The organism is Microbacterium oxydans (assembly GCF_006540085.1).
Classification (GTDB): domain Bacteria; phylum Actinomycetota; class Actinomycetes; order Actinomycetales; family Microbacteriaceae; genus Microbacterium; species Microbacterium oxydans.
The window spans coordinates 79,695-104,057 of sequence record NZ_BJOG01000007.1; the positions used below are offsets into that span (position 1 = coordinate 79,695).

A 24,363-nucleotide genomic window follows, 5' to 3' on the forward strand; every position below is an offset into this window, starting at 1 on the left:
ACCCGAGCCTGCACCTTCCTAGAGTGGATCCATGCCCGAAACGCACAGCAACCCCCTCGACGACCCGACCGCGAACCCGTTCGAGGTGGCCGCGCAGGCCGCAGCCGACATCGCCCGTCTGACCGGCGTCGAGAACCACGACATCGCCCTCACCCTCGGCAGCGGCTGGGGCAAGGCGGCCGACATCATCGGCGAGACCGTCGCCACGATCCCCGCGACCGAGGTCACCGGCTTCTCGAAGCCCGCGCTCGAAGGCCACGTCGGCACACTGCGCAGCATCCGCACCCCCGGCGGCAAGAACGTCCTCGTCATCGGCGCGCGCACCCACTACTACGAGGCCCACGGCGTACGCCGCGTCGTGCACAGCGTCCGCACGGCAGCCGCGACGGGCGCCAAGATCATGGTGCTGACCAACGGAGCCGGCGGCATCCGCGAGACCTGGACCCCTGGCCAGCCCGTGCTGATCAGCGATCACATCAACCTCACGGCCGATTCGCCGCTCGAGGGCGCCACGTTCGTCGACCTCACCGACCTGTACTCGAAACGTCTTCGGGACGTCGCCCGCTCGATCGACCCCTCACTCGACGAAGGCGTCTACACGCAGTTCCGCGGCCCGCACTATGAGACCCCGGCAGAGGTGCAGATGGCCAAGCACATCGGCGGCCACATCGTCGGCATGTCGACTGCGCTCGAGGCGATCGCCGCGCGCGAGGCCGGCATGGAGATCCTCGGGTTCTCCCTGATCACCAACCTCGCCGCGGGAATCCAGCAGACCCCGCTCAGCCATGCCGAGGTGATCGAGGCCGGACGGGAGGCGGAGCCCGTGATCTCCGCGCTTCTGGCCAGGGTGGTCGAGGCCCTGTGAGCGAGGAGCGGCTCGCGCAGGCCCGCGCCTGGTTGCGCCAGGACCCCGACCACGAGACCCGCGACGAACTGGCCGGTGTGATCACCCGGGCCGCCGCCGGGGATGCGGACGCGATCGCCGACCTCGACGACCGTTTCCGCACGCGTCTCGCCTTCGGCACCGCCGGTCTGCGCGGCGAGCTCGGCGCCGGGAGCAACCGGATGAACCGGGTGCTGGTCGCGCAGGCCGCGGCGGGATTCGCCGCCTACCTGCGCGAGAAGTCGAACGGTCAGAAGTCGAACGGCCAGACGCCGACGGTGGTGATCGGATACGACGGGCGTCGCAACTCCCGCGTGTTCGCGACCGACTCCGCCGAGCTGTTCGCCGGAGCCGGACTGCGGGCGGTCCTGCTCCCCCGTCTGCTCCCCACCCCCGTCCTCGCGTTCGCCGTGCGCCACCTGGGAGCCGATGCCGGCGTGATGGTGACCGCGAGCCACAACCCGCCGAACGACAACGGGTACAAGGTGTACCTGGGCGGCGCGGATCAGGGATCGCAGATCGTCGCTCCGGCCGATGCGGAGATCGCCGCGCACATCCAGCGGATGGCGGACGCCGGACCGGTGACGGCACTGCCGCGCTCCACGGAATACGAGGTCGCAGGCGAGGACGTCGTCGAGGCATACATCGCAGCGACCGCCGCCGTCGCCCCCGCCCCCGCCGGCACCACCGGGATGCGCTGGGTGTACACGGCGATGCACGGCGTGGGCTGGGAGACGCTGTCCCGCATCGTCAAGGACGCCGGATACCCGCAGCCGTTCGTCGTCGACGAGCAGCTCACGCCCGACGCCACCTTCCGCACCGTGTCCTTCCCGAACCCGGAGGAGCCCGGTGCCATGGATCTCGCCTTCGCGAGGGCTCGGCGCGTCAAGGCGGACTTCATCCTCGCCAACGACCCCGACGCCGACCGCCTGGCCGTCGCGATCCCCGACGACTCGGCAGCGGACGGCTGGCGTCGCCTCACCGGCAACGAGGTCGGACTCCTGCTCGGCGCGAGGGCGGCACGTGCTGCGGCGGGCACGCCAGGGGCATCACTCGCCTGCTCACTCGTCTCCTCCCCCGGCCTCGGCGCCGTCGCGACCCACCACGGACTCGACTTCCACGAGACGCTCACGGGCTTCAAATGGATCTCACGCGCCCCTGGCATCGTCTTCGGTTTCGAAGAGGCTCTGGGTTACCTCGTGAACCCGGAGACCGTGCGCGACAAGGACGGCGTGTCGGCCGCCGTCGCGGTCCTCGGCCTCGCGGCAGAGGCGCGCGACCGTGGAGCGACGCTCAGCGACCTGCTGGACGAACTCGGCGAGACGTACGGGCACTTCGCCAGCGGTCAGGTGTCGGTGCGCGTCGAAGACCTCTCGATCATCGGTACCGTGATGCTCGCCCTGCGCACGCTTCCGCCGACACACATCGCCGGTCGGTCGATCGCCTCGGCCGAGGATCTGCTGCAGGCGGGCCAGGGGCAGCCGTCCGGTGACGTGCTCCGCTACCGGCTGACGGACGGGTCCCGCGTGATCGTGCGTCCCAGCGGCACCGAGCCGAAGCTGAAGGTCTACATCGACGCGAAGGCGGACTCCGCCGAGCGCGCGCGAGAGGCCGTCGCCGAACTCGAAGCCGGGGTGCGCACCCTGCTCGACGAACGCTCCTGAGCATGCCGATCCGACGCATCATCGTCAGCGCGCACAACGGCGTGCACGCTCGTCCGGTGGCCGAGCTCGTGCGACTCGCGCAGTCGCACGGGTCTCCGGTCACCCTCCGCACGGCCGACGGCACGACCGTCGACCTGAGCAGCGTGCTGGCCGTGATGGACCTCGGGATCGCGACAGGAGATCCGGTCGAGATCGAGACCGCACCGTCTCCGACGTCCGAGGCCGTCCTCGATCAGCTCGCGGAGGTTCTCGCTCCCCGCGGCTGACCGCGACCCTCACCCGTCGATCACGGCGACGAGCTCGTCGAGGAACGCCTCGAAAGTCGTCCCCTTCCGGACGATCCGCTGCACGCTCTCGCGCTCGCTGAACACCTCGACGAGCTGCTCGAACACGGTCTGGAAAGCCGCACGGTCGCTCTCGCTGAACGCCGCGAGGGCGACGACCTGCACTCGCCCTCCGCCCCAGGCCGCTGAGCCGTCCGCGACGCCGATGGCGATGGCCGTGCGAGTGGCGGTCATCTGGAGCGCGTGCGGCACGGCGAGCGCATCCGTGAAGGCGGTCGACGACATCCGCTCCCGCACGATGGTGTTCTCGATGTAGTCCTCGCCGATCAGGCCCGCCTGCACCAGAAGACCGCCCAGACGCCGGATGATCGCCTCCTCCCCCTCATCCGGCAGGGGGAACACGTAGGCGTCCGCGAGGAAGTAGCGGGCGAGCTCACCGCGGAGGCGGGTGAGACGCCGTCCCCGCCGCACCCGCGCCGCAGCCTGCTGGATGCGGTCGACGTCGGCATCGGTCAGGAACGGCTGGATGCGTACGAAGCGGTCGCCGGAGGATCCCGGTTCGATGGTGCTGAGCACCAGATCGGTATCGAACGACGACCAGTCCGGATCGACATTGGTGACGACGGTGGTGACCTCGATGGCCGTCCCGAGGGAACGGTCGACGCTGGAGCGGAGCAGTTCGTGCAGCTCGTGATACCCCGGGCACACGATCGTGGCGGTGAGGATGGATTCCGCCTTGCGGCTGCGTTCGAGACGGCCGCCCACGTGCATGGCGATGTAGGCGATCTCGTCGTCGTGGATCGGCGTGCCGACGCGGTCGTGCAGGCCGCTCGCGATCGACACGGCCACCTCGAAGATCATCGGGTACGTCGCCTTCAACGACCGGGTGAGCGGGTTCCGCGTGAGGGCGCTCTCCTCCGCCCGCCGCAGCAGATTCTGCACGTGCAGGGCGAGACGCAGGACGAAGGTCTCATCGACGAGGTCGACCTCGAAGTCCTCGGCCGCACGCGTGATCTCCGCACGGACGGCGGCCTCGACCATCGGGTCGACGCCGCTGCGGGCGACCTCGCGTGTCGTCGCCTCCCCCGGCGCGACGATGCGCGTCAGCACGAGGGAGGCGAGGTGGCCGCTGTCGCCATCGCCGAGGACCACCGAGAAGTGCTCGAAGGCCAGGCGGGCGATGACCGCCCCCACGCGCGGGATCTCCTCGCGCGTGCCCGCCGGTGCAGATTCGAGCGTGTGTCCCGCAGCGACCCGCTCCGCGGCGATCGCGATGTGCAGCAGCACGTCGGAGATCGCGAGCTCGTTCACGTAGTAGCCGAGCTCACCCAACTCGCGCACCAGGGCCGATTTGAAGGGACCGACCGCGCCGGCGTCCACCGCCGATCCGGACAGCGCGCGCCGGAACGTCTCGGGATGGAACGAGGCATCATCCATCTCGTCGTGGGCGAGCCTGCTGAGCAGACGGCGCTGCGCTGTCTCATTGCCGCGCAGACGCACGATCTCGCGCTCGCGCTCGAGCGTCAGGTCGGTGCCGTCGAGCAGGCCGCGCACGCGCACCAGATCCGCTTCGAGCGTCGCCTCGCTGACGTGCAGATCCTCCGCGGTGTCGAAGACATCGATGCCAGCCGGCTCATCGAGCAGGAGTCGCACCAGCGTGTGCAGGCGATCGCGAGGGGCCGATTCCCCGCCCTGACGCATGCGCATCGCACCCCGTGCACCGGATCCGGCGCGATACCCCGCGGGACCCGACTCGATCACGGCGGCTCCGGGCGTGCGAGCGTTCAGCGCCGCGACGTAGGAACGGATGCTGCGCGGGGTGACCCCCATGAGGTCGGCGAGGCTCGCGGCCGTAGCCCAGCCCTCCTGACGCAGCAGCGCGGCGAGGAGCTGGTCCTGACGCTGGCGCGACATGATCCTCCCCTCCCGCGTGCTGACTGCACCGTCTCGACGTGCTCTCCATGATGTCAGGTGGCCGGCGCCTCGGGGCGGAAGGCGCCGTTCCGCGGGGGCGGAAAGGATCGTGTTGGCGCGCACCCCTTCCTGGTTCCCAGACTGTTCTCAGGAAGTAGGTGGGCATCGATGAGGATCCTCGTGGTGTGCGGTGCGGGAGCATCGAGCACGTTCGTCGCGCAACGGCTCCGCCGTGCCGCGGAGACGGCCGGTCTGGCCTGGGACGCATCCGCCGGGACCGAGGGCTCCGCCTCGGATTCCGACCACGACCTGATCCTGGTCGGCCCGCACCTGGCCGACCGCCTCGACGCCATCCGCGAGAACTCGAACGCGCCGGTCGCCATCCTCCCGGACGACGTCTTCTCCGATCTCGACGGCTCGCGCACGCTCGTCCTCGCCCGTTCGCTCCTCGCCGCCGGCGAAACCCCGAAAGGAACATCATGACCGCCACCCGCACCGTCCGGATCGGCTCCTCCCATGGACTCCACGCCCGTCCAGCCAAGCTGTTCGCGCAGGCGGCGAAGGACTCCGGCATCGCCGTGACGATCGCCAAGGATTCCGGAAAACCCGTCAACGCGGCGAGCATCCTCGGCGTCATCGCCCTCGCGATCGAGCACGGCGACTACGTCACGCTCACGGCGGACGGCGACGGCGCGGAGAACGTGCTCGACACCCTCACCGAGCTCCTCACCACCGACCACGACCAGGACGCCGCCGGATGAGCGAGCTGCGCGGAGTGGGCATCGGTCTCGGGGTCGCCCAGGGGCCGATCGTCCGCATGGCCGAGGCGATGCCGGCCCCGGAGAACACGCCGAGCACCGCGGGGGCTGACGCCGAACGAGCGAGGGTCCGCGACGCCGTCTCGGTCGTGGCAAAGGCACTGAACGAGCGCGGCGAGGCAGCCGGAGGATCCGCGCAGGAGGTCCTCGAGGCGCAGGCCATGATCGCCGAGGACCCGACGCTCCAGGACGAGGTCGACACACGGATCGACGCGGGGGCGACGGCCGAGTGGGCCGTGCACGACGCATTCGCCGGGTTCCGCGCCACGCTCGAGGCGGTCGGCGGCTACCTCGGCGAACGCGCCGCGGACCTGGACGACATCGCGCAGCGAGTGCTCGCGCATCTTCGCGGCGTCGACGCCCCGGGTGTCCCGAACCCGGGACACCCGTTCGTGCTGGTCGCCCGCGACCTCGCGCCGGCGGACACCGCACTCCTCGATCTGGATCAGGTCCTGGCACTGATCACCACCGACGGCGGCCCGACCTCGCACACGGCGATCCTCGCCAGGGAGAAGGGCATCGTCGCGATCGTGGGCGTCGCCGACGGCGAGATGCTGACCACCGGCGAGACCGTGATCGTCGATGCGGCCAGCGGCGTGGTCACGCGCGAACCGACGGAGGACGAGAAGGCTCGCGCCACCGAGCGCGCTGCCGCTCGGCGGTCGGCCGACGCGGCCCCACTCACTCCCGGCGCTCTCGCCGACGGCACGCCTGTCGCGCTGCTCGCGAATCTGGGGAAGCCTGCAGATGCGGCCGACGCGGTCGCTCGGGGGGCCGAGGGCGTCGGGCTGTTCCGTACCGAGTTCCTGTTCCTCTCCTCCGCCCAGGCGCCCACCATCGCTCAGCAGCGCGAGTCGTACCGCGAGCTGCTCGCGGCCTTCCCCGGCCGGAAGGTCGTGGTGCGGATGCTCGATGCCGGCGCTGACAAGCCTCTGGCCTTCCTCAACGATGCACACGAGGAGAACCCGGCGCTCGGGCTCAGGGGTCTGCGGGCGCTGCGCGCCAGCGAGGACATCCTGCGGGAGCAGCTCACCGCACTCGCCGAGGCCGCCGCCGTGACCGAGGCCGATCTCTGGGTGATGGCTCCCATGGTCGCAACGGTCGAGGAGACCGTCTACTTCACGGGACTCGCACGCGAGTACGGGCTGAAGACCGCGGGAGTGATGGTCGAGATCCCGGCGAGCGCTCTGCTCGCCGATCGCGTGCTCGCGCACGCCGACTTCGCCTCGATCGGCACCAACGACCTCACGCAGTACACGATGGCTGCCGACCGGATGCTCGGCTCGGTCGCAGGGTTCCAGGACCCCTGGCACCCTGCCGTCCTCCGCCTCGTCCGCGAGGTCGGCGATGCAGGTGCCCGACTCGGCAAACCCGTCGGGATCTGCGGCGAAGCCGCCGCCGATCCGCTGCTCGCCGTGGTGCTGGTCGGTCTCGGCGCGACGAGCCTGTCGATGGCGCCTTCCGCCCTGGCCGATGTCCGTCATGCGCTGTCCGAGCGCACCCCGTCCGAGGCGCGGAGTCTCGCCATGGCCGCCCTGGCCGCCGACGATGCCTCCTCCGCCCGAAACGCCGTGGCAGCCCTCGCCGCGGAACTCCCCCTCCACAAGAAAGAGACGACATCATGACGACGACGTCACCTGCCGCCACCAGACCCGGCGGCCTGCGCGTAGGAGTGCAGCGCTTCGGCACATTCCTCTCGGGCATGATCATGCCCAACATCGCCGCCTTCATCGCCTGGGGCTTCATCACGATGCTGTTCATCCCGAAGGGGTTCTTCGGCGCGGAGAGCCCGTTCGGCTGGCACTGGGCAGGCGTGTCCGAGATCCTCGGCGGTGGCGGCGACTCCGTCATCATCGGCTGGCAGGGCGCGATGACCGCCGTGGCCGAAGGCGCGGACGGCAACATCCTCGCCTACGTCGGACTGGTCGGCCCGATGGTGACGTACCTGCTGCCGCTGCTGATCGCGAACACCGCCGGCCGCATGGTCTACGGCGAGCGCGGAGGCGTCGTCGCCTCGATCGCCACCGTCGGCGTGATCGTCGGCACGAACATCCCGATGTTCCTCGGTGCCATGATCATGGGCCCCCTCGCCGCCTGGGTCATGAAGCAGGTCGACCGGCTGTGGGACGGCAAGATCAAGCCCGGCTTCGAGATGCTGGTCAACAACTTCTCCGCCGGTATCCTCGGCATGCTGCTCGCGATCTTCGGCTTCTTCGCCTTCGGCCCCGTGATGCTCGGCATCAGCGCCGCGCTCGGCACGGCCGTCGACTGGCTGGTCTCGCTGCAGCTGCTCCCGCTCGTATCGATCATCGTCGAGCCCGCGAAGGTGCTGTTCCTGAACAACGCCATCAACCACGGCGTGTTCACCCCGCTCGGCATCGAGCAGGCGACCGAGACCGGCAAGTCGATCCTGTTCCTCATCGAGGCGAACCCCGGGCCCGGCCTCGGTCTGCTCCTCGCCTTCACCTTCTTCGGGGTCGGTGCGGCGAAGGCATCCGCTCCCGGCGCGGCGATCATCCAGTTCTTCGGTGGCATCCACGAGATCTACTTCCCCTACGCTCTCAGCAAGCCGACCACGATCCTCGCCCTCATCGCGGGTGGTGCAGCCGGGGTCACCACGAACATGGTCCTCGGCGGGGGTCTCGCCTTCCCTGCAGCACCGGGAAGCATCATCGCCGTGACGGCTGCGGCCATCGGCCCGGGAGTCGGCAACCTCCTGGTCGTCTACCTCTCGGTCATCGTCGCAGCGACCGTGACCTTCCTCATCACCGGCGTGATCCTGCGGGCCTCCCGCAAGCGCGACCTCGAGGCCGAGAGCGACACCTTCGGCGCCGCGATCGCACAGACCGAGGCCAACAAGGGCAAGTCGTCCGCCGCGATGGACGCGCTGCGCACGTCGACGGCATCCGCGGCTCCGGAAGCCACGGCCGCCACGAGCGCGACCGTGATCTCCGCACCGATCGAGCGGATCGTGTTCGCCTGCGACGCCGGGATGGGCTCGTCCGCCATGGGCGCGAGCGTGCTGCGCAACAAGCTCAAGAAGGCCGGCATCGAGGACATCACGGTCACCAACCAGGCGATCGCGAACCTCGACGGAACGGCTGACGTCGTCATCACCCAGCAGCAGCTCACCGAGCGCGCCGAGGCGAAGTCGCCGAACTCCGTCCACGTCTCCGTGGACAACTTCATGAACTCACCCCGCTACGAAGAAGTCGTCGAGATGGTGCGCGAGCAGCGAAAGGAAACAGAATGAGCGTCCTCACCCAGGATCAGGTCCGCATCCACCCCGGTGGTGCGACACGAGACGAGGCTCTGCAGGAGGCGACGGACATCCTCGTCGCCGCCGGTGCGGTCACCCCGGCCTACGTCGACGCGATGCGGCAGCGTGAGGAGACGGTGTCGACCTTCATGGGCAACGGCCTCGCCATACCGCACGGCACGAACGAGGCGAAGGACACGATCCTCGCCTCCGCACTGTCGGTCGTCCGCTATGACGGGGGCGTCGACTGGTCCGGCGAGCCCGCGACCTTCGTGATCGGCATCGCCGGCGTCGGGGACGAGCACCTGGAGATCCTCTCCCGCATCGCCATCCTGTTCTCCGAGGAGGACGATGTCGCCAGGCTGTCGGCGGCACAGACCGCCGAGGAGCTCTACGCCCTCCTCTCGGAGGTGAACGAAGGATGAAGGCGGTCCACTTCGGGGCGGGCAACATCGGGCGCGGGTTCGTCGGTCTGCTGCTGAGCGACGGCGGGTACGAGGTGGTCTTCTCGGACGTCGCCGATGCGCTCGTCGACGCGATCAACGAGGTCGACTCGTACACGGTGCACGAGGCCGGCCCCGGAGGGACCGATCACGTCGTGACCGGGTTCCGCGCGGTCAACAGCAGGACGCATCCGGCCGCGGTGGCCGAGGAGGTCGCCACCGCGGATGTCGTCACGACCGCGGTGGGCCCGACGGTGCTGCGGTTCGTGGCGCCGTCGATCGTCGCCGGGCTCGCCCTGCGCAGTCCGGACTCCGCGCCGCTGCAGGTGATGGCGTGCGAGAACGCGATCGGGGCAACGGAGCTGCTGCGGCGGGAGATCGTCGCCGCAGCGGGCGCGGATGCAGAGACGCTGCTCGCGCGCGCGGTCTTCGCCAACACGGCCGTCGACCGCATCGTCCCGGCGCAGCCGGAGGGATCGGGGGTCGACGTGACGGTCGAGCCCTACTTCGAGTGGGCCATCGAGTCGGGACCCTTCGAGGGCGCGCTGCCGAACATCCCCGGCGCGCACTTCGTCGACGACCTGGCGCCGTACATCGAACGCAAGCTGTTCACGGTGAACACCGGCCATGCGGCGACCGCGTACTTCGGGGCGCGTGCGGGCATCGAGCGCATCTCGGACGCCCTCGCCGACTCGGACATCTCCTCGAGCGTCTCGGCGGCGCTCGAGGAGACGTCGGCCGTCCTGGTCGCCGAGCACGGGCTCGACCCGGCAGACCTCGCCGACTACCGCGCGACGATCCTGGAGCGCTTCCGCAACCCCGCGCTCGTCGACACCGTGCAGCGCGTCGGACGTCAGCCGCTGCGGAAGATCTCACGGCATGAGCGCTTCGTTGGCCCGGCGGCCATGGCCGCAGAGCGGGGGTTGCCCACCGACGCCTTGGTCGCCGCCGTGTCCGCAGCGCTCGAGTTCGACGATCCCGCCGACGAGCAGTCTGTCGAGCTGCAGCAGCTGCTCCGTGCCGAGGACCCTGCCGCGTTCACCACCACCACGACAGGCCTCGACCCGGAGCACCCGCTGTTCCCGCTGATCCGGGACGCCGTCGCGGCCAGGCAACAGCGTCTGGGAGCTGTCTGACCCCTCGCTCAGAGACGCCCCCGTCTGCCGATACCATCGGTGGGCGGGGGCGTTTCTCGACACGACGGCGTGCGGGAGGACAGCGAGGTGCGGGAGCCACATGAACGGATATGCCGTGATCGGTGCGGGACCATCGGGCCTCGCCGCCGCACGAGCGCTGCAGAAGCGCGGGATCGGCGTGGACGGGTATGAGGCCTCGCACGGCGTCGGCGGCCTGTGGGACATCGACAATCCCCGCAGCACGATGTACGAGTCGGCTCACCTCATCTCCTCGCGGACCACGACGGAGTTCACCGAGTTCCCCATGCGCTCCTCGGTCGACTACCCGGGTCACCGCGTTCTCAAGGAGTACTTCGAGGACTACGCCGCCCACTTCGACCTCACCGCTCTGTTCCGGTTCGACACGCGCGTGACGCGGCTCGAACCGCGCGATGGCGGATGGGATCTCACGAGCACCGGCCCCGACGGCGTCGAGACCCGGTGGTACACGGGTGTCGTGCTGGCGAACGGAACGCTCGCCCGGCCGAACGTTCCCTCCTTCTCCGGCGAGTTCACGGGCGAACTGCTGCACACGAGCGCTTACAAGTCGCCGGAGCAGCTGAAGTCCAGACGGGTGCTGCTGATCGGCGCGGGCAACTCCGGCTGCGACATCGCGGTGGACGCCGTGCATCATGCGGTGTCCGTCGACATGAGCGTGCGGCGCGGCTACTACTTCGTGCCGCGCTACCTGTTCGGAAGACCCAGCGACACCCTGAACCAGGGCCGCCCGCTGCCCGCCAGGATCAAGCAGGCGCTCGACAGCCGCGTGCTGCGCGCCTTCACGGGCGACCCCGTGCGCTTCGGATTCCCGAAGCCCGACTACCGCATCTACGAGTCGCACCCGATCGTGAACACCCTGATCCTGAACCACCTCGGGCAGGGCGATCTGCGGATCCGCGCCGACGTCGACCGGTTCGACGGGCCGACCGTGCACTTCCGCGACGGCGGCGCCGACGACTACGACCTCGTGCTGCTGGCCACCGGGTACACCCTCGACTATCCGTTCGTCGACAGGGAGCACCTGCACTGGCGAGGCGGTTCGCCGCGACTGTTCCTGAACGTGTTCCCGTCGTCGTTCAACGGTCTCTACGTGATGGGCATGATCGAAGCCTCCGGCATCGGCTGGCAGGGCCGCTACGAGCAGGCCGAGTTGCTGGCGGCCTATCTGAGCGCCGCCGAGGAGGAGCCGACGCGCGCCGCACGCTTCCGCCGACGCGTGACCGAGACCCCGTGGCCGGATGTCACCGGCGGCTACCACTACCTGGGCCTCGACCGGATGGCCTACTACGTGAACAAGGACGCCTACCGCACGGCCGTGCGACGGGAGAAGGGCGCACTCGAGGTGCCGGCCTGAGCGCAGCCGCCGTCGCGGGTCGCCGTCGCGAGAGCGCCGTCGTGCATCACCGGGTCACCGCGCGGAGTAGCGTTGTCCCGTGAAGAAGAAGTCCCACCGGATCCTGAGGCGCGTGCTGTGGAGCATCGCCATCGTGCTCGTGCTCGCCGTCGGCGGTGTACTCGCCTGGAGCCAGATCGGCGTCATGTCCGCGGAGCCGGAACCGCTCGCGGCCGTGCGCGAGAACCCGGCGATCACGGTGACCGACGCCGACCAGGGCATCGTGCTCGCTCCCGCGGACGGAGACTCGGACCTCGGCCTCGTGTTCATCCCCGGAGCCAAGGTCGACCCGTGGGCATACGCGGCCATCCTGCAGGGCCTGGCCGAGGACGGGGTCACCGTCGTGATCACGCGCCCATGGCTCAACCTGGCATTCTTCGACCCGCGCGGTCTCGACGCGTTCACCTCCGCGGCCCCCGGAATCGACGTATGGAGCGTCGGCGGCCACTCACTGGGCGGGGTGCGTGCCTGTCAGCTCGCGTCCGATGCCGACGCGCTGGTGCTGTTCGCGTCCTACTGCGCGAACGACCTCTCCGGAAGCGACCTGCCCGTTCTGAGCCTCGCGGGGAGCGAGGACGGGCTGTCCACGCCCCAGAAGATCGCGGATGCCCGGCCCGAGCTGCCCGGCGATGCCGACCTGGTCGAGATCGAGGGCGCATCTCACGCCTCCTTCGGCGACTACGGTCCACAGGACGGCGACGGCACCCCGACCATCTCGAGCGACGACATGCATGCGGAGGTCACGCGTCTCGCCGGAGACTTCCTCGCCCCGCTCGCCCCCTGAGCCTCACTCCCCCACAGGCTCGAACCCGAGGTCGAGCACGGGGTCGAGCACGGGGTCGAGCACGGAGTCGAGCAACGGATGCAGGTGTCGCGTTCGCAGCGCCGTCGCCGCTGACCGGGCTCCCGCCCGGAGGGCGGTGGGGACGTCGGCTCCGTCGAGCCGTGCATCGAGCACCCCAGCCAGGAAGGCATCTCCCGCCCCGTTCGTGTCGACGACATCGACGGATTCTGCAGGAACCCGGTGGACGGTGCCGTCTTCGTCGACCGCGACGGCACCGTCCGCGCCCAGGGTGCAGACGGCAAGACGGGTTTTCTCCGCGATGAGTGATCGGAGGAACCCGATCGGGTCGTCGAGTCTGTCGGCGTTGCAGAACACCGCGTCGGCGGCGGCGAGGAAAGGCCGATGGTAGTCCGCCGACCCGTCGTAGTCGTGCACGTCGACCCAGATCGGCGTACCGGTCGACCGGGCCAGGGGCAGCAGACGCAGGGGTTCGGCCGCAAGGTCGAGCACGACGGCGTCGGCTGCCGCCATCTCCCCGTGCGCGAGCCGGTCGTGTTCACCCGTCGTCTCCCCCGGCGTGGCCAGGTAGAGCGAGACCCGCTCACCCGCGCGCGTCATCAGATTGAGATGCCGCTCCGTGACACCGTCATGCCAGTCCACCGGCACCCCCGCGGCACGTAGGGCCTCTCGGACGTGTACGCCCTCCCTGTCCACCCCGGCGGTGGCGTGGAGCCGGACAGACCTGCCCAGCGCGGTCAGGCTGAGCGCCTTGCCCGCGCTCGTGCCTCCGACCGTCTCCCAGGCGCTCTCGGCGAACTGCATGTGCGGTACCGGCTCCGGCAGCCGGTCGAGCACGACGATCGTGTTCCACGACGCCGGCCCGACGATGACGACGGAGGCGGACTCTGAGGAGGAGGGCATGGCACCATCCTGCCGCGTGCTCCGCCCTCAGCCGATGCGCGAGACCAGTGCGTCGAGCCCCATGCCGTAGTCGATGCGCACGACGGGGAGAGCGAGCTTGTCGGTGCCGATCGTCACGTATCCGGGTTCGATGGTGCGCCCCATCTCGAATCCGGCCTGGGCGACTCCCTGCTTGGCGGTGTCGTTGTAGTGCCCGAACGGATACGCGACGACCTGCCCCACGCCGAGCACGCCGGCCGACGTGGTGAGGTCGGCCGCGATCTGATCGGCCGTCCAGTTGACCATCCGGCCCTTGCCGTTGTCTCCGGCCTGGTGCATGTCGTGCGTGTGCGAGCGACGCTGCACGTAGATCGAGGGCGCCGGATCCTGCCGGTAGGCCGTGATCATGAACGACGTGCTGAGCAGCTTGTACCTGTCGACGACCGGCACCGCAAGATCGAACCACGACTGGTCGGCGTCGTCATCGGTGATGATCACGCTCTTGGCGGGAAGCGAGAGCCGACCGTCGATGAAGGCGCTGAGCTCGTCCCACGTCGGCAGGTAGAACCCCGTCGTCGCGATGTGGTTCATCTGCGCGTCGAAGTCGCCGATGTAGGCGTAGTTGCCCCGCAACCAGCCCTTCTCCCCCTCCGGGTTCGCCGTGAACTGGTGGTACATCAGGATGGGCACCCGCACGTTCTCGGCCGCGTTCTCCTCCGGCGTCCGCCAGGCCGCGAAGAGCTCGACCTGTTGATCGGCGCACACCACGGGGTCTGCGCCGTTCACACGCGCGGCGACGGTGAGCGCCCCGGCATCCGCCGCGCTCGCGTACCAGCCGGCGAACACCCTGCCGTCGAGCTGCGGGATCGGCAATCCCTGGTAGAGGTCGTCCTGGAACTGCAGCATCGGATCGGTGGGCGCACCCTCGCCCGAGAACGTGACAGCGCAGGCGCGCGGGTCGTCCGCATCGGCGACGATCTGCTCCGCGGGAGTCAGCGGATGCTCGATCGTCGTGGACTGCGCCTTCGGGACGGTGTTCTCCGGCGTGCGGTTCATCCAGGCGAAGGCGGCGATGCCTCCTCCGACCACGACCGCCGCCGCGATGGTGCCGACGATGACGGCGGTTCGTGCGGCCCGCTTCTTCCCCCCGGAAGCCATGATCAGGCGTCGAAGCCTTCGGCGATCATCTCCACGAGCTCCTCGCGCTCCTCGACGGGCAGGAACGCCGCAGCAGCCGCATTGAACTGGAACGTCTCGAGGTCGTCGAGGTCGTACTCGAACGTCTCGACCAGCCGGGCGAGTTCCCGCGTGAGAGACGTGGCGCTCATGGTGCGGTTGTCGACGTTCACGGTCACCGCGAACCCGAGCTGGTAGAGCAGGTCGAACGGGTGATCCACCATCGTGTCGCCCCACGCGGCGATCGCCCCGGTCTGCAGGTTCGACGACGGCGAGAGCTCGAGCGGGATCTCACGGTCGCGCACCCAGCGAGCGAGGTCGCCGAACTGCACCTGCACCTCGTCGCCCTCCTGCGTGATGACTTGGAGGTCCTCCGCGATGCGCACGCCGTGGCCGAGGCGCAGGGCGCGCCCGTCCAGCAGCGCCGAGCGGATCGAGGCCAGGCCGGCCGCCTCGCCCGCATGCACGGTGACGGGGAAGAAGTTCTCGGCGAGGTAGTCGAACGCCTTGCGGTGGTTCGACGGCGGGAATCCGTCCTCCGGTCCCGCGATGTCGAAGCCCACCGCACCGCGACCGCGGAAGTCGACCGCGAGCTCGGCGATCTCGAGGGCGCGGTCGGTGTGGCGCATCGCGGTGATGAGCTGCCCGACCCGGATGCTGCGTCCGGAGCGGTCGGCGAGGTCTTCTCCCTCTTCGATGCCCTGCTGCACGGCTTCCACGGTCTGCTCGAGCGTGAGACCGCGAGCCAGATGCTGCTCTGGTGCCCAGCGCACCTCGCCGTAGATCACTCCGTCGGCGGCGAGATCCTGCACGAACTCGCGCGCGACGCGGGTGAGCCCCTCCTGGGTCTGCATCACGGCGGTGGTGAGGTCGAACGTCTTGAGGTACTCGACCAGAGAACCCGAGTCGCTCTGCTTCGCGAACCACGAACCCAGAGCAGCAGGCTTCGACTCGGGAACGTCCAGTCCGATCTCATCCGCGAGCTCGATGATCGTGGCGGGCCGTACCGCACCGTCGAGGTGGTCGTGCAGCGACACCTTGGGCAGGCTCCGCAGGGAGACGCCCTGAAGCGTGACGTCGCCGTTCGCATCGATCGACATGGTGATCCTCTCGGTCGCGGATGTGCTCAGATCAGGCTAGCGGTCCGACGTCACGCGGTGATGCGCTCGCGGACGATGGGACCGGTGACCGGCGCCTCGTCCCCGATCTCCCACGAGCCATCGAGCGCATCGAGCGCCCGGCCGAAACGAGCATCGTCTGCGGCGGAGAGGGTGAACAGCGGCTGACCGGCGACGACGCGATCGCCGGGCTTCGCGTGCAGATCGATTCCCGCTTCGAAGATCACGGGATCCTGCGCCCTGGCGCGACCCGCGCCGAGACGCCAGGCGGCGACGCCGAACGGAAGGGCGTCCATGCGCGTGACGACGCCGTCGGCCGGTGCCAGCACCTGGTGCGTCTCCCGTGCCGTCGGCAGCTCGGCATCCGGATCGCCGTCCTGCGCGCGGATCATCGCCTTCCAGGTGTCCATGGCACGCCCGTCGTCGAGCGCGGCCTCCACGTCGGCGTCCGGCTGTCCGGCGAGGGCCAGCATCTCGCGCGCCAGGGCGATGGTCAGCTCCCGCACGTCGGAGGGTCCGCCACCGGCGAGGATCTCCACCGACTCCCGCACCTCGTTCGCGTTTCCGATCGCGAGGCCGAGCGGGACGTTCATGTCGGTCAGCAGGGCGGTCGTCGCGACGCCGGAGTCGGTGCCGAGGGCGACCATCGTGCGCGCCAGCTCGCGAGCGCGGTCGATGTCCTGCATGAACGCACCGGATCCGAACTTCACGTCGAGCACGAGGGCATCCGTCCCCTCCGCGATCTTCTTCGACATGATGCTGGAGGCGATCAGCGGGATCGCCTCCACGGTGCCGGTGACGTCGCGGAGCGCGTAGAGCTTCTTGTCGGCGGGAGCGAGCCCGGAGCCGGCGGCGCAGATGACAGCGCCCACGTCGCCCTGCATCTGCGCGAACATCTCCTCGTTGCTGAGAGCCGCGCGCCAGCCGGGGATCGACTCGAGCTTGTCGAGCGTGCCGCCGGTGTGTCCGAGACCGCGACCGCTCAGCTGCGGCACCGCCACACCGAAGGATGCCACCAGAGGCGCGAGCGGCAGCGTGATCTTGTCACCCACACCGCCTGTGGAGTGCTTGTCGACGGTGCGCTTGCCGAGCGAGGCGAAGCTCATCCGCTCCCCCGACGCGATCATCGCATCCGTCAGCACCCGGATCTCGTCGCGCTCCATGCCGCGCTGGAAGATCGCCATCGCGAACGATGCCATCTGCGCGTCCGACACGTAGCCCCGCGTGTAGGCGTCGACCATCCAGCGCAGCGCGGGCTCGGGCACCGCACCGCCGTCGCGCTTGGCGCGGATCACATCGATCGCATCGAACGGTTCGATGGCTCCCTGAGCCTGTCCAGCGGTCATCGTGCTTCCTCCAGGTCGCGCGGCCCGAACGCATCGGGCAGCACCTCGTCGATCGTGCGGATGCCGGAGACGGTCTCCAGCAGCATCCCGGGCATCGCATGCTCGAACAGCAGCTGGCGACAGCGCCCGCACGGCATGATCGTCTGCCCCTCGTTGTTCACGCACACGAAGGCGACGAGCTGGCCGCCGCCCGACATGTGCAGGTCGCCCACCAGAGCGCACTCCGCGCACAGCGTCACACCGTACGAGGCGTTCTCGACGTTGCAGCCGGCCACGATCCGACCGTCGCCCACGAGGGCCGCAGCCCCCACGCGATAGCGCGAGTAGGGCGCGTAGGCCTTGGTCATGGCGTCGGTCGCGACCTGGCGCAGTTCATCCCAGTCGATGTCCGTCATTGCGATGCTTCTCTCTTCCCGGCAGGGCTACGACTTGATGTAGGGCTTGCCGTCGGCGGCAGGCGCCTTGATCTGGCCGGCGAACCCGGCGACCGCGAGCAGCGTCACGACGTACGGCAGCATCAGCATGAACTCGCCGGGGATCGGCGTCTTCAGGATCGACAGCAGGTTCTGCAGGTTGGTGGCGAAGCCGAACAGCAGGGCGGCGAGGGTCGCACGGATCGGATCCCAGCGACCGAAGATCACCGCGGCGAGGGCGATGAAGCCGAGCCCCGCCGTCATGTCCTTGCCGAACTGCGGTACCGAGACGAGTGTGAAGTACGCACCACCCATGCCCGCGATCGCGCCGGCCAGCAGCACGTTCCAGAATCGCGTCGGGTTGACCTTGATGCCCACCGTGTCGGCCGCCTGCGGGTGCTCGCCGACGGCACGCAGCCGCAGACCCCAGCGCGTGCGGTACAGGCCCCATGCCACCACCGCGACGGTGATGAACATCAGGTACCCGATGAACGTCTGGTTGAAGAGCACGGGGCCGATGATGGGGATGTCGCTGAGCAGCGGGATCTCGAAGCGCGGGAACCGCACCGGGGCGTTCAGCGTCGCCTCGTTCGGGGCCAGCAGGGCGCCGTAGAGGAACCCGGTGAGGCCGGTGACGAGCACGTTGAGCACGACACCGACGATGACCTGCTCGACGAGGTACTTGATCGCGAACGCGGCGAGGACGCTCGCCACGAGGACGCCGCCGATCATCGCGCCGACAAGGCCGACGAACGGGTTGCCGGTGATGCTGGAGAGCAGCGCGGCGGAGAAGGCGCCCAGCAGCAGCTGGCCCTCGATCGCGACGTTGACCACACCGGCACGCTCGCCGATGACACCACCCAGCGCGCCGAACACCAGCGGCACCGAGAGCGACACCGCGCCGAACAGCAGGCTGGTGACGGGGACGAGCCCGCCTGCCGCAGCCCAGACCAGGAAGGCGAACACGGCGAGCACGCCGTAGGCCACCACGAGCCACAGCGACGGCTTGCGATAGGTCCAGGCGCGGAGGAACGCTCCGACGGTCAGGACCACCAGGATGCCGAAGACGACCCAGAAGGTCGAGGCGGTCGGCAGGGCGACGTCGGGCAGGGCGAGTGCCGACGACTGGTCGGAGAGCCGGAACGTGCTGATGCCGTCGCGCGGCACGAGCAGGAACAGCAGGGCCAGGAGCACGGTGGCTCCGGCGAGCACGATCGGCGCCTTGAGGTGCCGTTCCTTGACGGTCGCGAGCTGCACTGTGCCGTCCGCGGCCTGGGTCTGCACGAGGGACATCATGCCGCCACCGCCTTCTTCGCGGCCTTGGCTCTGAGCCTCGCCGCCTTCTCGATGTCGGTCTTCGGGAGGAAGAACACCGTGCGCAGCAGCGGCGGCGCGGCGATGAAGAGCACCACGAGCGACTGCACGACGAGCACGATGTCGACCGGGATGTTCTGCGCCTGCATCGAGAACGAACCCGCCTTGAGCGCACCGAACAGGATGCCGGCCGCGAACGTGCCCCAGGCGCGGCTGCGTCCGAGGAGCGCGACCGTGATCGCGTCGAAGCCGATGCCGGCGTCGATGGTCTCCGTCACACCCGTGGTGACGGCGCCCTGGATCTGGTTCATGCCGGCGAGGCCGGCCAGACCGCCGGCGAAGAGCATCGCGTAGACGTAGATGCGCTGCACGCTGATGCCCGCCGCACGAGCCGCATGCGGGTTCTCACCCACTGCGCGCATGCGCATGCCGAGGGACGAGCGCTCGATGAGCCACCACACGAACAGCGTGGCGACGATCACGATCACGAAACCGAGGTCGAGCAGCGGGAACTGCGGACCGAGCAGGGTCGGGAACTGCGCGCTCTCCGGAGTCGCGGAACCCAGGGCCTGGTTGGTCCCCGGCTTCTGGAGGAGTCCGGGGGTGCGGATCATCCACAGCAGCAGGTAGTAGGCGATGTAGTTGAGCATGATGGTGAGGATCACCTCGTGCGCACCGGTGCGCGCCTTGATGAGCCCCGCGATCGCACCCCAGAGTGCACCGCCCGCGATTCCCGCGATGAGCGTGACCGGGATGTGCAGCCAGATCGGCAGGTCGAGCGAGAACGTCAGCAGGGCCGCGACGGCGACACCGATGAGCATCTGGCCGCGGGCACCGATGTTGAACAGACCGACGCGGAACGCGAGTGCGACGCCGAGACCGGCCGCGATGAGCGGTGCCGCGAAGCCGAGCGTGTTCGTCAGGGGACGGATCTGCGCGGCGAAGTCGGCTCCGCGGGCGTTGAAGATCGCCCCGCGGAACAGCGCCTCGTACCCGTTGTACACCGCGTTCCAGGCGGCGACGAAGGTGTCGCCGGGCTGCGCGAAGAAGTAGACGGAGGCCGCCTGCACGTCTTCGTTCGTCAGGGCGATCAGGATGCCGCCGACGATGAGGGCCAGGACGATCGCGAGGATCGTCGTGACGGCACTCCCCCGGAGGATCTCCTTGAGGATCACGTTGCCGCGCGGAGGCGGGGGGACATCGCTGGGGTCGCGCGGAACCGTGCCGGTGCTCGTGGCGAGCTCCTGCGGCGGGATCCCCTTGGTCACGTCTCCTGCGCCGGGTGTCGCTCCGCTCACGCGGCCACCTCCCCTTCGGCCGCTCCGGCCATCATGAGTCCGAGCGTCTCCCGAGGCGTGTCGCCGGGGACGATGCCGACGATCGTGCCGCGGTACATGACCGCGATCCGGTCGGCGAGAGCTGCGACCTCGTCGAGCTCCGTGGAGACGACGATCACCGGCACACCGGCGTCTCGCGTCTCGATGATGCGCTTGTGGATGAACTCGATCGAGCCGACGTCGACACCACGGGTGGGCTGTGCCGCGACGAGAAGACGAAGCTCTCGGCTCATCTCCCTGGCGATCACGACCTTCTGCTGGTTTCCGCCGGACAGCGTGCCCGCCGGCGTCTCCGGCCCCTGGGTACGGATGTCGTACTCCTTGATGCGCGCGCGGGCGAACTCGTCGAGCACCCCGCGGCGCAGGGTCCCGGCCCGACTGAACGCGGGGTCGTCCGAACGATCGAGGATCAGGTTCTCCGCGACCGAGAACCCGGCGACCAGGCCGTCCTCGGTGCGGTCCTCCGGCACGAAGCCGACACCGGCGTCGAGGATCGCCCGCACGCTCTTGCCGACCAGTTCGTTGCCATCCAGTTCGATGCTGCCCTCGACGCGGGCGGCGAGACCGACGATCGCCTCGACGAGCTCGGTCTGCCCGTTGCCCTGGACGCCGGCGATCGCGAGCACCTCCCCTGGGCGGACGGCGAAGTCGACACCGTCGACGACGATCGCGCCCGCGGGAGTCAGCACGCGGAGGTTCTTGACCTCGAAACCGCCCTCGCCCAGGCGGGGCGGTTCCTTGTGCACGGTGAGCTCGACGGCTCGTCCCACCATGAGCGAGGCGAGCTCGGCGTTGGTCGCCGTCGGCGAAGCCTCGCCGACGACGCGGCCGAGGCGGACGATGGTGATCTTGTCCGCGACCTCGCGGACCTCACGAAGCTTGTGGGTGATGAAGACGATCGCCGTGCCCTCGTCACGCAGCTGACGCATGATGCCCATCAGCTCGTCGGTCTCCTGTGGGGTGAGCACGGCCGTCGGCTCGTCGAACACCAGCACCTTGGCATCGCGGGAGAGCGCCTTGATGATCTCGACACGCTGCTGCACGCCCACGGGGAGGTCGCCGACGAGGGCGTCCGGGTCGATGTCGAAGCCGAAGCGGGCGGCGACCGAGCGCACGTGCTCTCGCGCCTTCGCGATGTCGAGCCTGCCGAGGGCCTTGGTCTGCTCGTGACCGAGCATCACGTTCTCCGCCACCGTGAACACGGGGACGAGCATGAAGTGCTGGTGGACCATGCCGATCCCCGCAGCCATCGCGTCTCCGGGACCGCGGAAGCGCTGCACCTCATCGTTGAGGAGGATCTCGCCCTCATCGGCCTGGTACAGGCCGTAGAGCACATTCATGAGGGTGGACTTGCCTGCGCCGTTCTCACCGAGCAGCGCATGGATCTCCCCCGGTTCGACAACGAGATCGATGTGATCGTTGGCGACGAGGGTGCCGAAGCGCTTGGTGATGCCGCGAAGTTCGAGCTTCATATCTGCACCTTATCCAGAAGAGTATCCAGAAGATTATCCAGAGGAGTCGTGGACGGATTCGTCGTCCGCCCACGGCACGGGGCGAGTGGCGTACTGCTCACCACTCGCCCCGTGCGGGAACTGCGACGGATCTACTTGGCCGTCGGGGAGTTCGGGGACTCCACCTTGATGTCACCCGAGACGATCTGCTCCTGCAGGGTCTTGAGCTCGTCCATCAGGCCGTCGGGAAGCTGCGACTCGAAGTCGCCGAAGCCGGAGAGCTTCACGCCCTCGTTCTCGAGCGTGCCCACGTAGGGAGCCGGGTCGAACTCGCCCTTCGCAGCGGCGAGGGTCGCGTCCTTCACAGCCACGTCGATCGCCTTCATGATCGAGACGAGCGTGATGTCGGCGACCTGCGGGTCGGCGACGGCGAGGTCGCTGTCGACACCGAGCATCAGGGTGTCCTTGCCGCTGTCCGCGATCGCGGCCGCGGCACTCTGGTACACGGGACCGCCGACGGGGAGGATCACGTCGACGCCCTGGTCGAGCACGCCCTGCGCGGTCTGCTTGGCGGTGTCGTTCGCGTCGAAGCCACCGGTGAAGGAGCCCTTCTGCGTGGCCTCGTCCCAACCGAAGACCTCGACAGCGGCCGACTTGTCCTCGTTGTACTTCTCGACGCCGAGCTGGTAGCCGTCCATGAACACGGCGACCGACGGGATCTGCATTCCGCCGAAGGTGCCGACCTTGTTCACACCGCTCTGCGCGGACCATGCCGCGGCGGCGTAGCCACCGAGGTAGGCGGCCTGAGCCGTGTCGAAGACCAGCGGCTTGATGTTCGGAGCGTCGACGTTGCCGTCGAAGTCGTTGTCGGCCCAGTCGTCGATGATCGCGTAGTCGATCTCGGGGTTCGCGAGCGCGGACTCGACCGTGGCGGCCGACAGCTTGAAGCCGACGGAGACGATCAGCGAGCAGCCCTCGGAGACGGCGGTCTCCAGGTTCGGCGCGTAGTCGTTGTCATTGGCCGACTCGAATTCGAGCGGCTTGATGTCCAGCTCCTCGGCGGCGCTGTCCATGCCCTCCTTGGCGGACTGGTTGAACGACTTGTCGTTCCAGCCGCCGGCGTCGGAGACGAGGCAGGGCAGGAAGTCCGAGGCAACCGGCTCGCCGGAGCCGGCGGGCTTGTCGGTCGGTGCCTGGCCGCAACCGGCGAGTGCGAAGACGACGCCAGCGGCGACGGTGACGCCGAGCAGCTTCTTGGTGGTGGAGATGGTCAACTGATGCCTCCCTCAACGAAACCGCGGCCATCGCGGATCGATCAAAGTTACCTAGTGTTTCGGTTTTTGTGCACACCGGCGCCGCACGTGCTGGCCAATGGTTACCAAGCTGAAATCAAGACAGCCGATGAGCGTGAGCACCTGCTCATCGGAGCACGTGTCAGAGCACGTCACCGCGTCCCGTGAGCTTGAGCGACTCGACGACGCCCTTGACCCGCTGCGCGTGCTGCACCGTGGTGACGAGCAGGGCGTCAGGGGTGTCGACCACGACGATGTCCTGCACCCCGACCAGGCTGATGACGCGAGTCGTCTGGCTGACCAGAATCCCGCTCGCGCCGTCTGCGAGCACGCGCGCCTTGGGCCCGAGCACCGCGAGGTCGTTCTTGCGGCCGTTGGTGATGAGCTTGGTGAGCGAGGCGAAGTCACCCACATCGTCCCAGTCGAAGTGACCGGGGACGACGGCGAGGCGTCCACGTCGCGCGGCGGGCTCGGCGACCGCGTAGTCGATGGCGATCTTCTTCAGGCGCGGCCAGATCCGATCGACAGCCGGCCCTCGACGTTCGCGATCGTCCCAGGCCTCGGCGAGCTCGAGCAGACCGGCGTGCAGCTCCGGTTCGTTCGCAGCGAGCTCGTCCAGCAGCACGCTGGCCTTGGCGATGAACATGCCGGCGTTCCAGAGGTAGCCGCGATCGGCGATGTACTCCTTCGCCGTCTCGAGGTCGGGCTTCTCGACAAAGCTCGCCACCAGAGCGGCCTCCCGTGCACCGTCGACCACGAGCTCCGGGCCCATCTTGATGTATCCGAACCCGATAGCCGGCTCCGTCGGGGTGATGCCGATCGTGCAGATGTACCCCTCCCGCGCGACCTCGACGGCGTCGCGGACGGCGAACTCGAACACGCGCGTTCCCCGGATCACATGGTCCGCACTGAACGAGCCGATCACCACGTCGGGATTCCGGCGGTGCAGGATCGCCGCGGCGAGTCCGATCGCAGCCGCGGACTCTCGTGGCTCCGACTCCAGGAAGACGTTCAGATCCGGGATGCCGGGCAATTCGGCCTCGACGGCGGCACGGTGCGCACGCCCGGTGACCACCGCGATCCGATCCTCCCCCGCGAGCGGAATGAGCCGATCCCAGGTGTCGCGCAGCAGCGAATGCCCCGAGCCGGTCAGATCGTGCAGGAACTTCGGAGCGTCGGCTCGGGACAACGGCCAGAGCCTGCTGCCGATGCCGCCGGCGGGAATCACTGCGTAGAAATCCTTGATTGGTGCGCTCACCCTGCCCAGGGTAGCCCCACGGAACATCTCGACATCGAGACACTTAGGCTCCCCTTCGTCGCTCCCAGTGATCTGACAGGAATAGGATGGACAGCGATCGGGCGTGCCTGAGCGCACGCGACCGGTTCACATCGATCCAGG

Annotated in this window: 22 protein-coding genes; 11 read left to right on the forward strand and 11 right to left on the reverse strand. The window is 69.0% G+C overall.

The annotated features are described in order from the left end of the window. Positions 1-31: 31 nt before the first annotated feature. From MOX01_RS13555 to MOX01_RS13565, 3 genes are read left to right on the forward strand one after another with little or no spacing between them, the layout of a single operon-like run. Positions 32-865 carry a purine-nucleoside phosphorylase gene (locus MOX01_RS13555; RefSeq protein ID WP_046748959.1) on the forward strand — a complete coding sequence of 278 codons (834 nt, stop codon included), beginning with the start codon at positions 32-34 and terminating at the stop codon, positions 863-865. Next, positions 862-2,547 carry a phospho-sugar mutase gene (locus MOX01_RS13560; protein WP_061018811.1) on the forward strand — a complete coding sequence of 562 codons (1,686 nt, stop codon included), beginning with the start codon at positions 862-864 and terminating at the stop codon, positions 2,545-2,547. The genes MOX01_RS13555 and MOX01_RS13560 overlap by 4 nt, the downstream gene beginning before the upstream one ends. Before the next feature lie 2 nt (positions 2,548-2,549). Continuing rightward, positions 2,550-2,813: an HPr family phosphocarrier protein gene (locus MOX01_RS13565; protein ID WP_046748957.1), complete on the forward strand. Its 264-nt coding sequence runs from the start codon at positions 2,550-2,552 to the stop codon at positions 2,811-2,813. Positions 2,814-2,822: 9 nt separating this feature from the next. On the opposite strand, the gene MOX01_RS13570 is transcribed toward MOX01_RS13565, so the two are convergent. Continuing rightward, complete coding sequence (locus tag MOX01_RS13570; RefSeq protein WP_046748956.1) at positions 2,823-4,745, reverse strand: BglG family transcription antiterminator; 1,923 nt, start codon at positions 4,743-4,745, stop codon at positions 2,823-2,825. A 168-nt stretch (positions 4,746-4,913) separates the two neighbouring features. Between MOX01_RS13570 and MOX01_RS13575 the strand changes: the two genes are divergently transcribed. From MOX01_RS13575 to MOX01_RS13610, 8 genes are all read left to right on the forward strand, one after another. Next, positions 4,914-5,228 carry a PTS sugar transporter subunit IIB gene (locus MOX01_RS13575; protein WP_061016628.1) on the forward strand — a complete coding sequence of 105 codons (315 nt, stop codon included), beginning with the start codon at positions 4,914-4,916 and terminating at the stop codon, positions 5,226-5,228. After that, positions 5,225-5,506 carry an HPr family phosphocarrier protein gene (locus tag MOX01_RS13580; RefSeq protein WP_046748954.1) on the forward strand — a complete coding sequence of 94 codons (282 nt, stop codon included), beginning with the start codon at positions 5,225-5,227 and terminating at the stop codon, positions 5,504-5,506. Before MOX01_RS13575 ends, MOX01_RS13580 begins: the two co-directional genes overlap by 4 nt. Beyond that, positions 5,503-7,188 carry a phosphoenolpyruvate--protein phosphotransferase gene (gene ptsP, locus MOX01_RS13585; protein WP_141370136.1) on the forward strand — a complete coding sequence of 562 codons (1,686 nt, stop codon included), beginning with the start codon at positions 5,503-5,505 and terminating at the stop codon, positions 7,186-7,188. The genes MOX01_RS13580 and ptsP overlap by 4 nt, the downstream gene beginning before the upstream one ends. Then, complete coding sequence (locus MOX01_RS13590; RefSeq protein ID WP_058631802.1) at positions 7,185-8,816, forward strand: PTS mannitol transporter subunit IIBC; 1,632 nt, start codon at positions 7,185-7,187, stop codon at positions 8,814-8,816. Before ptsP ends, MOX01_RS13590 begins: the two co-directional genes overlap by 4 nt. Further along, on the forward strand, positions 8,813-9,247 hold the full coding sequence (locus MOX01_RS13595) for a PTS mannitol transporter subunit IIA (RefSeq protein WP_046748951.1): 435 nt from the start codon (positions 8,813-8,815) through the stop codon (positions 9,245-9,247). Before MOX01_RS13590 ends, MOX01_RS13595 begins: the two co-directional genes overlap by 4 nt. Then, a complete protein-coding gene (locus MOX01_RS13600) occupies positions 9,244-10,401 on the forward strand; it encodes a mannitol-1-phosphate 5-dehydrogenase (protein WP_046748950.1) in 1,158 nt (385 codons plus the stop codon). Before MOX01_RS13595 ends, MOX01_RS13600 begins: the two co-directional genes overlap by 4 nt. A 100-nt stretch (positions 10,402-10,501) precedes the next feature. After that, positions 10,502-11,794, forward strand: coding sequence for a flavin-containing monooxygenase (locus tag MOX01_RS13605; protein ID WP_058631801.1), 1,293 nt, complete (start codon positions 10,502-10,504; stop codon positions 11,792-11,794). A gap of 79 nt (positions 11,795-11,873) precedes the next feature. Next, on the forward strand, positions 11,874-12,617 hold the full coding sequence (locus MOX01_RS13610) for an alpha/beta hydrolase (RefSeq protein WP_046748948.1): 744 nt from the start codon (positions 11,874-11,876) through the stop codon (positions 12,615-12,617). Between the two features lie 3 nt (positions 12,618-12,620). Here the strand turns inward: MOX01_RS13610 and MOX01_RS13615 are convergent, their stop codons facing one another. The 10 genes from MOX01_RS13615 to MOX01_RS13660 all read right to left on the reverse strand — a co-directional run bounded on the left by MOX01_RS13615 (position 12,621) and on the right by MOX01_RS13660 (position 24,222). Further along, entirely contained in the window at positions 12,621-13,538 is a 918-nt protein-coding gene (locus tag MOX01_RS13615) for a carbohydrate kinase family protein (RefSeq protein WP_141370138.1), read from the reverse strand. Between the two features lie 27 nt (positions 13,539-13,565). Continuing rightward, positions 13,566-14,675: a polysaccharide deacetylase family protein gene (locus MOX01_RS13620; protein WP_141370140.1), complete on the reverse strand. Its 1,110-nt coding sequence runs from the start codon at positions 14,673-14,675 to the stop codon at positions 13,566-13,568. A 2-nt stretch (positions 14,676-14,677) separates the two neighbouring features. Next, the gene (locus MOX01_RS13625) at positions 14,678-15,793 is read right to left on the reverse strand and encodes an adenosine deaminase (protein WP_046748945.1); all 1,116 of its coding nucleotides are present in this window, start codon (positions 15,791-15,793) and stop codon (positions 14,678-14,680) included. Positions 15,794-15,843: 50 nt separating this feature from the next. Beyond that, positions 15,844-17,157 carry a thymidine phosphorylase gene (locus tag MOX01_RS13630; protein WP_046748944.1) on the reverse strand — a complete coding sequence of 438 codons (1,314 nt, stop codon included), beginning with the start codon at positions 17,155-17,157 and terminating at the stop codon, positions 15,844-15,846. Further along, positions 17,154-17,552: a cytidine deaminase gene (locus tag MOX01_RS13635; RefSeq protein WP_017828470.1), complete on the reverse strand. Its 399-nt coding sequence runs from the start codon at positions 17,550-17,552 to the stop codon at positions 17,154-17,156. Before MOX01_RS13635 ends, MOX01_RS13630 begins: the two co-directional genes overlap by 4 nt. 27 nt (positions 17,553-17,579) lie before the next feature. After that, entirely contained in the window at positions 17,580-18,863 is a 1,284-nt protein-coding gene (locus MOX01_RS13640) for an ABC transporter permease (protein WP_371861866.1), read from the reverse strand. Further along, positions 18,863-20,182, reverse strand: coding sequence for an ABC transporter permease (locus MOX01_RS13645; RefSeq protein WP_046748942.1), 1,320 nt, complete (start codon positions 20,180-20,182; stop codon positions 18,863-18,865). Before MOX01_RS13645 ends, MOX01_RS13640 begins: the two co-directional genes overlap by 1 nt. Next, positions 20,179-21,693: an ABC transporter ATP-binding protein gene (locus tag MOX01_RS13650; RefSeq protein ID WP_046748941.1), complete on the reverse strand. Its 1,515-nt coding sequence runs from the start codon at positions 21,691-21,693 to the stop codon at positions 20,179-20,181. The genes MOX01_RS13645 and MOX01_RS13650 overlap by 4 nt, the downstream gene beginning before the upstream one ends. Before the next feature lie 131 nt (positions 21,694-21,824). After that, positions 21,825-22,946 carry a BMP family lipoprotein gene (locus MOX01_RS13655; protein ID WP_058631796.1) on the reverse strand — a complete coding sequence of 374 codons (1,122 nt, stop codon included), beginning with the start codon at positions 22,944-22,946 and terminating at the stop codon, positions 21,825-21,827. A gap of 160 nt (positions 22,947-23,106) precedes the next feature. After that, a complete protein-coding gene (locus MOX01_RS13660) occupies positions 23,107-24,222 on the reverse strand; it encodes a mannose-1-phosphate guanylyltransferase (protein ID WP_113681701.1) in 1,116 nt (371 codons plus the stop codon). Positions 24,223-24,363 lie beyond the last annotated feature (141 nt).

Coding starts and splice junctions, on each gene's coding strand:
- MOX01_RS13555 (WP_046748959.1), top strand. CDS start 32: ATGCCCGAAACGCACAGCAACCCCCTCGACGACCCGACCGCGAACCCG.
- MOX01_RS13565 (WP_046748957.1), top strand. CDS start 2,550: ATGCCGATCCGACGCATCATCGTCAGCGCGCACAACGGCGTGCACGCT.
- MOX01_RS13570 (WP_046748956.1), bottom strand. CDS start 4,745: ATGTCGCGCCAGCGTCAGGACCAGCTCCTCGCCGCGCTGCTGCGTCAG.
- MOX01_RS13575 (WP_061016628.1), top strand. CDS start 4,914: ATGAGGATCCTCGTGGTGTGCGGTGCGGGAGCATCGAGCACGTTCGTC.
- MOX01_RS13580 (WP_046748954.1), top strand. CDS start 5,225: ATGACCGCCACCCGCACCGTCCGGATCGGCTCCTCCCATGGACTCCAC.
- ptsP (WP_141370136.1), top strand. CDS start 5,503: ATGAGCGAGCTGCGCGGAGTGGGCATCGGTCTCGGGGTCGCCCAGGGG.
- MOX01_RS13590 (WP_058631802.1), top strand. CDS start 7,185: ATGACGACGACGTCACCTGCCGCCACCAGACCCGGCGGCCTGCGCGTA.
- MOX01_RS13595 (WP_046748951.1), top strand. CDS start 8,813: ATGAGCGTCCTCACCCAGGATCAGGTCCGCATCCACCCCGGTGGTGCG.
- MOX01_RS13600 (WP_046748950.1), top strand. CDS start 9,244: ATGAAGGCGGTCCACTTCGGGGCGGGCAACATCGGGCGCGGGTTCGTC.
- MOX01_RS13605 (WP_058631801.1), top strand. CDS start 10,502: ATGAACGGATATGCCGTGATCGGTGCGGGACCATCGGGCCTCGCCGCC.
- MOX01_RS13615 (WP_141370138.1), bottom strand. CDS start 13,538: ATGCCCTCCTCCTCAGAGTCCGCCTCCGTCGTCATCGTCGGGCCGGCG.
- MOX01_RS13620 (WP_141370140.1), bottom strand. CDS start 14,675: ATGGCTTCCGGGGGGAAGAAGCGGGCCGCACGAACCGCCGTCATCGTC.
- MOX01_RS13625 (WP_046748945.1), bottom strand. CDS start 15,793: ATGTCGATCGATGCGAACGGCGACGTCACGCTTCAGGGCGTCTCCCTG.
- MOX01_RS13630 (WP_046748944.1), bottom strand. CDS start 17,157: ATGACCGCTGGACAGGCTCAGGGAGCCATCGAACCGTTCGATGCGATC.
- MOX01_RS13635 (WP_017828470.1), bottom strand. CDS start 17,552: ATGACGGACATCGACTGGGATGAACTGCGCCAGGTCGCGACCGACGCC.
- MOX01_RS13640 (WP_371861866.1), bottom strand. CDS start 18,863: ATGTCCCTCGTGCAGACCCAGGCCGCGGACGGCACAGTGCAGCTCGCG.
- MOX01_RS13650 (WP_046748941.1), bottom strand. CDS start 21,693: ATGAAGCTCGAACTTCGCGGCATCACCAAGCGCTTCGGCACCCTCGTC.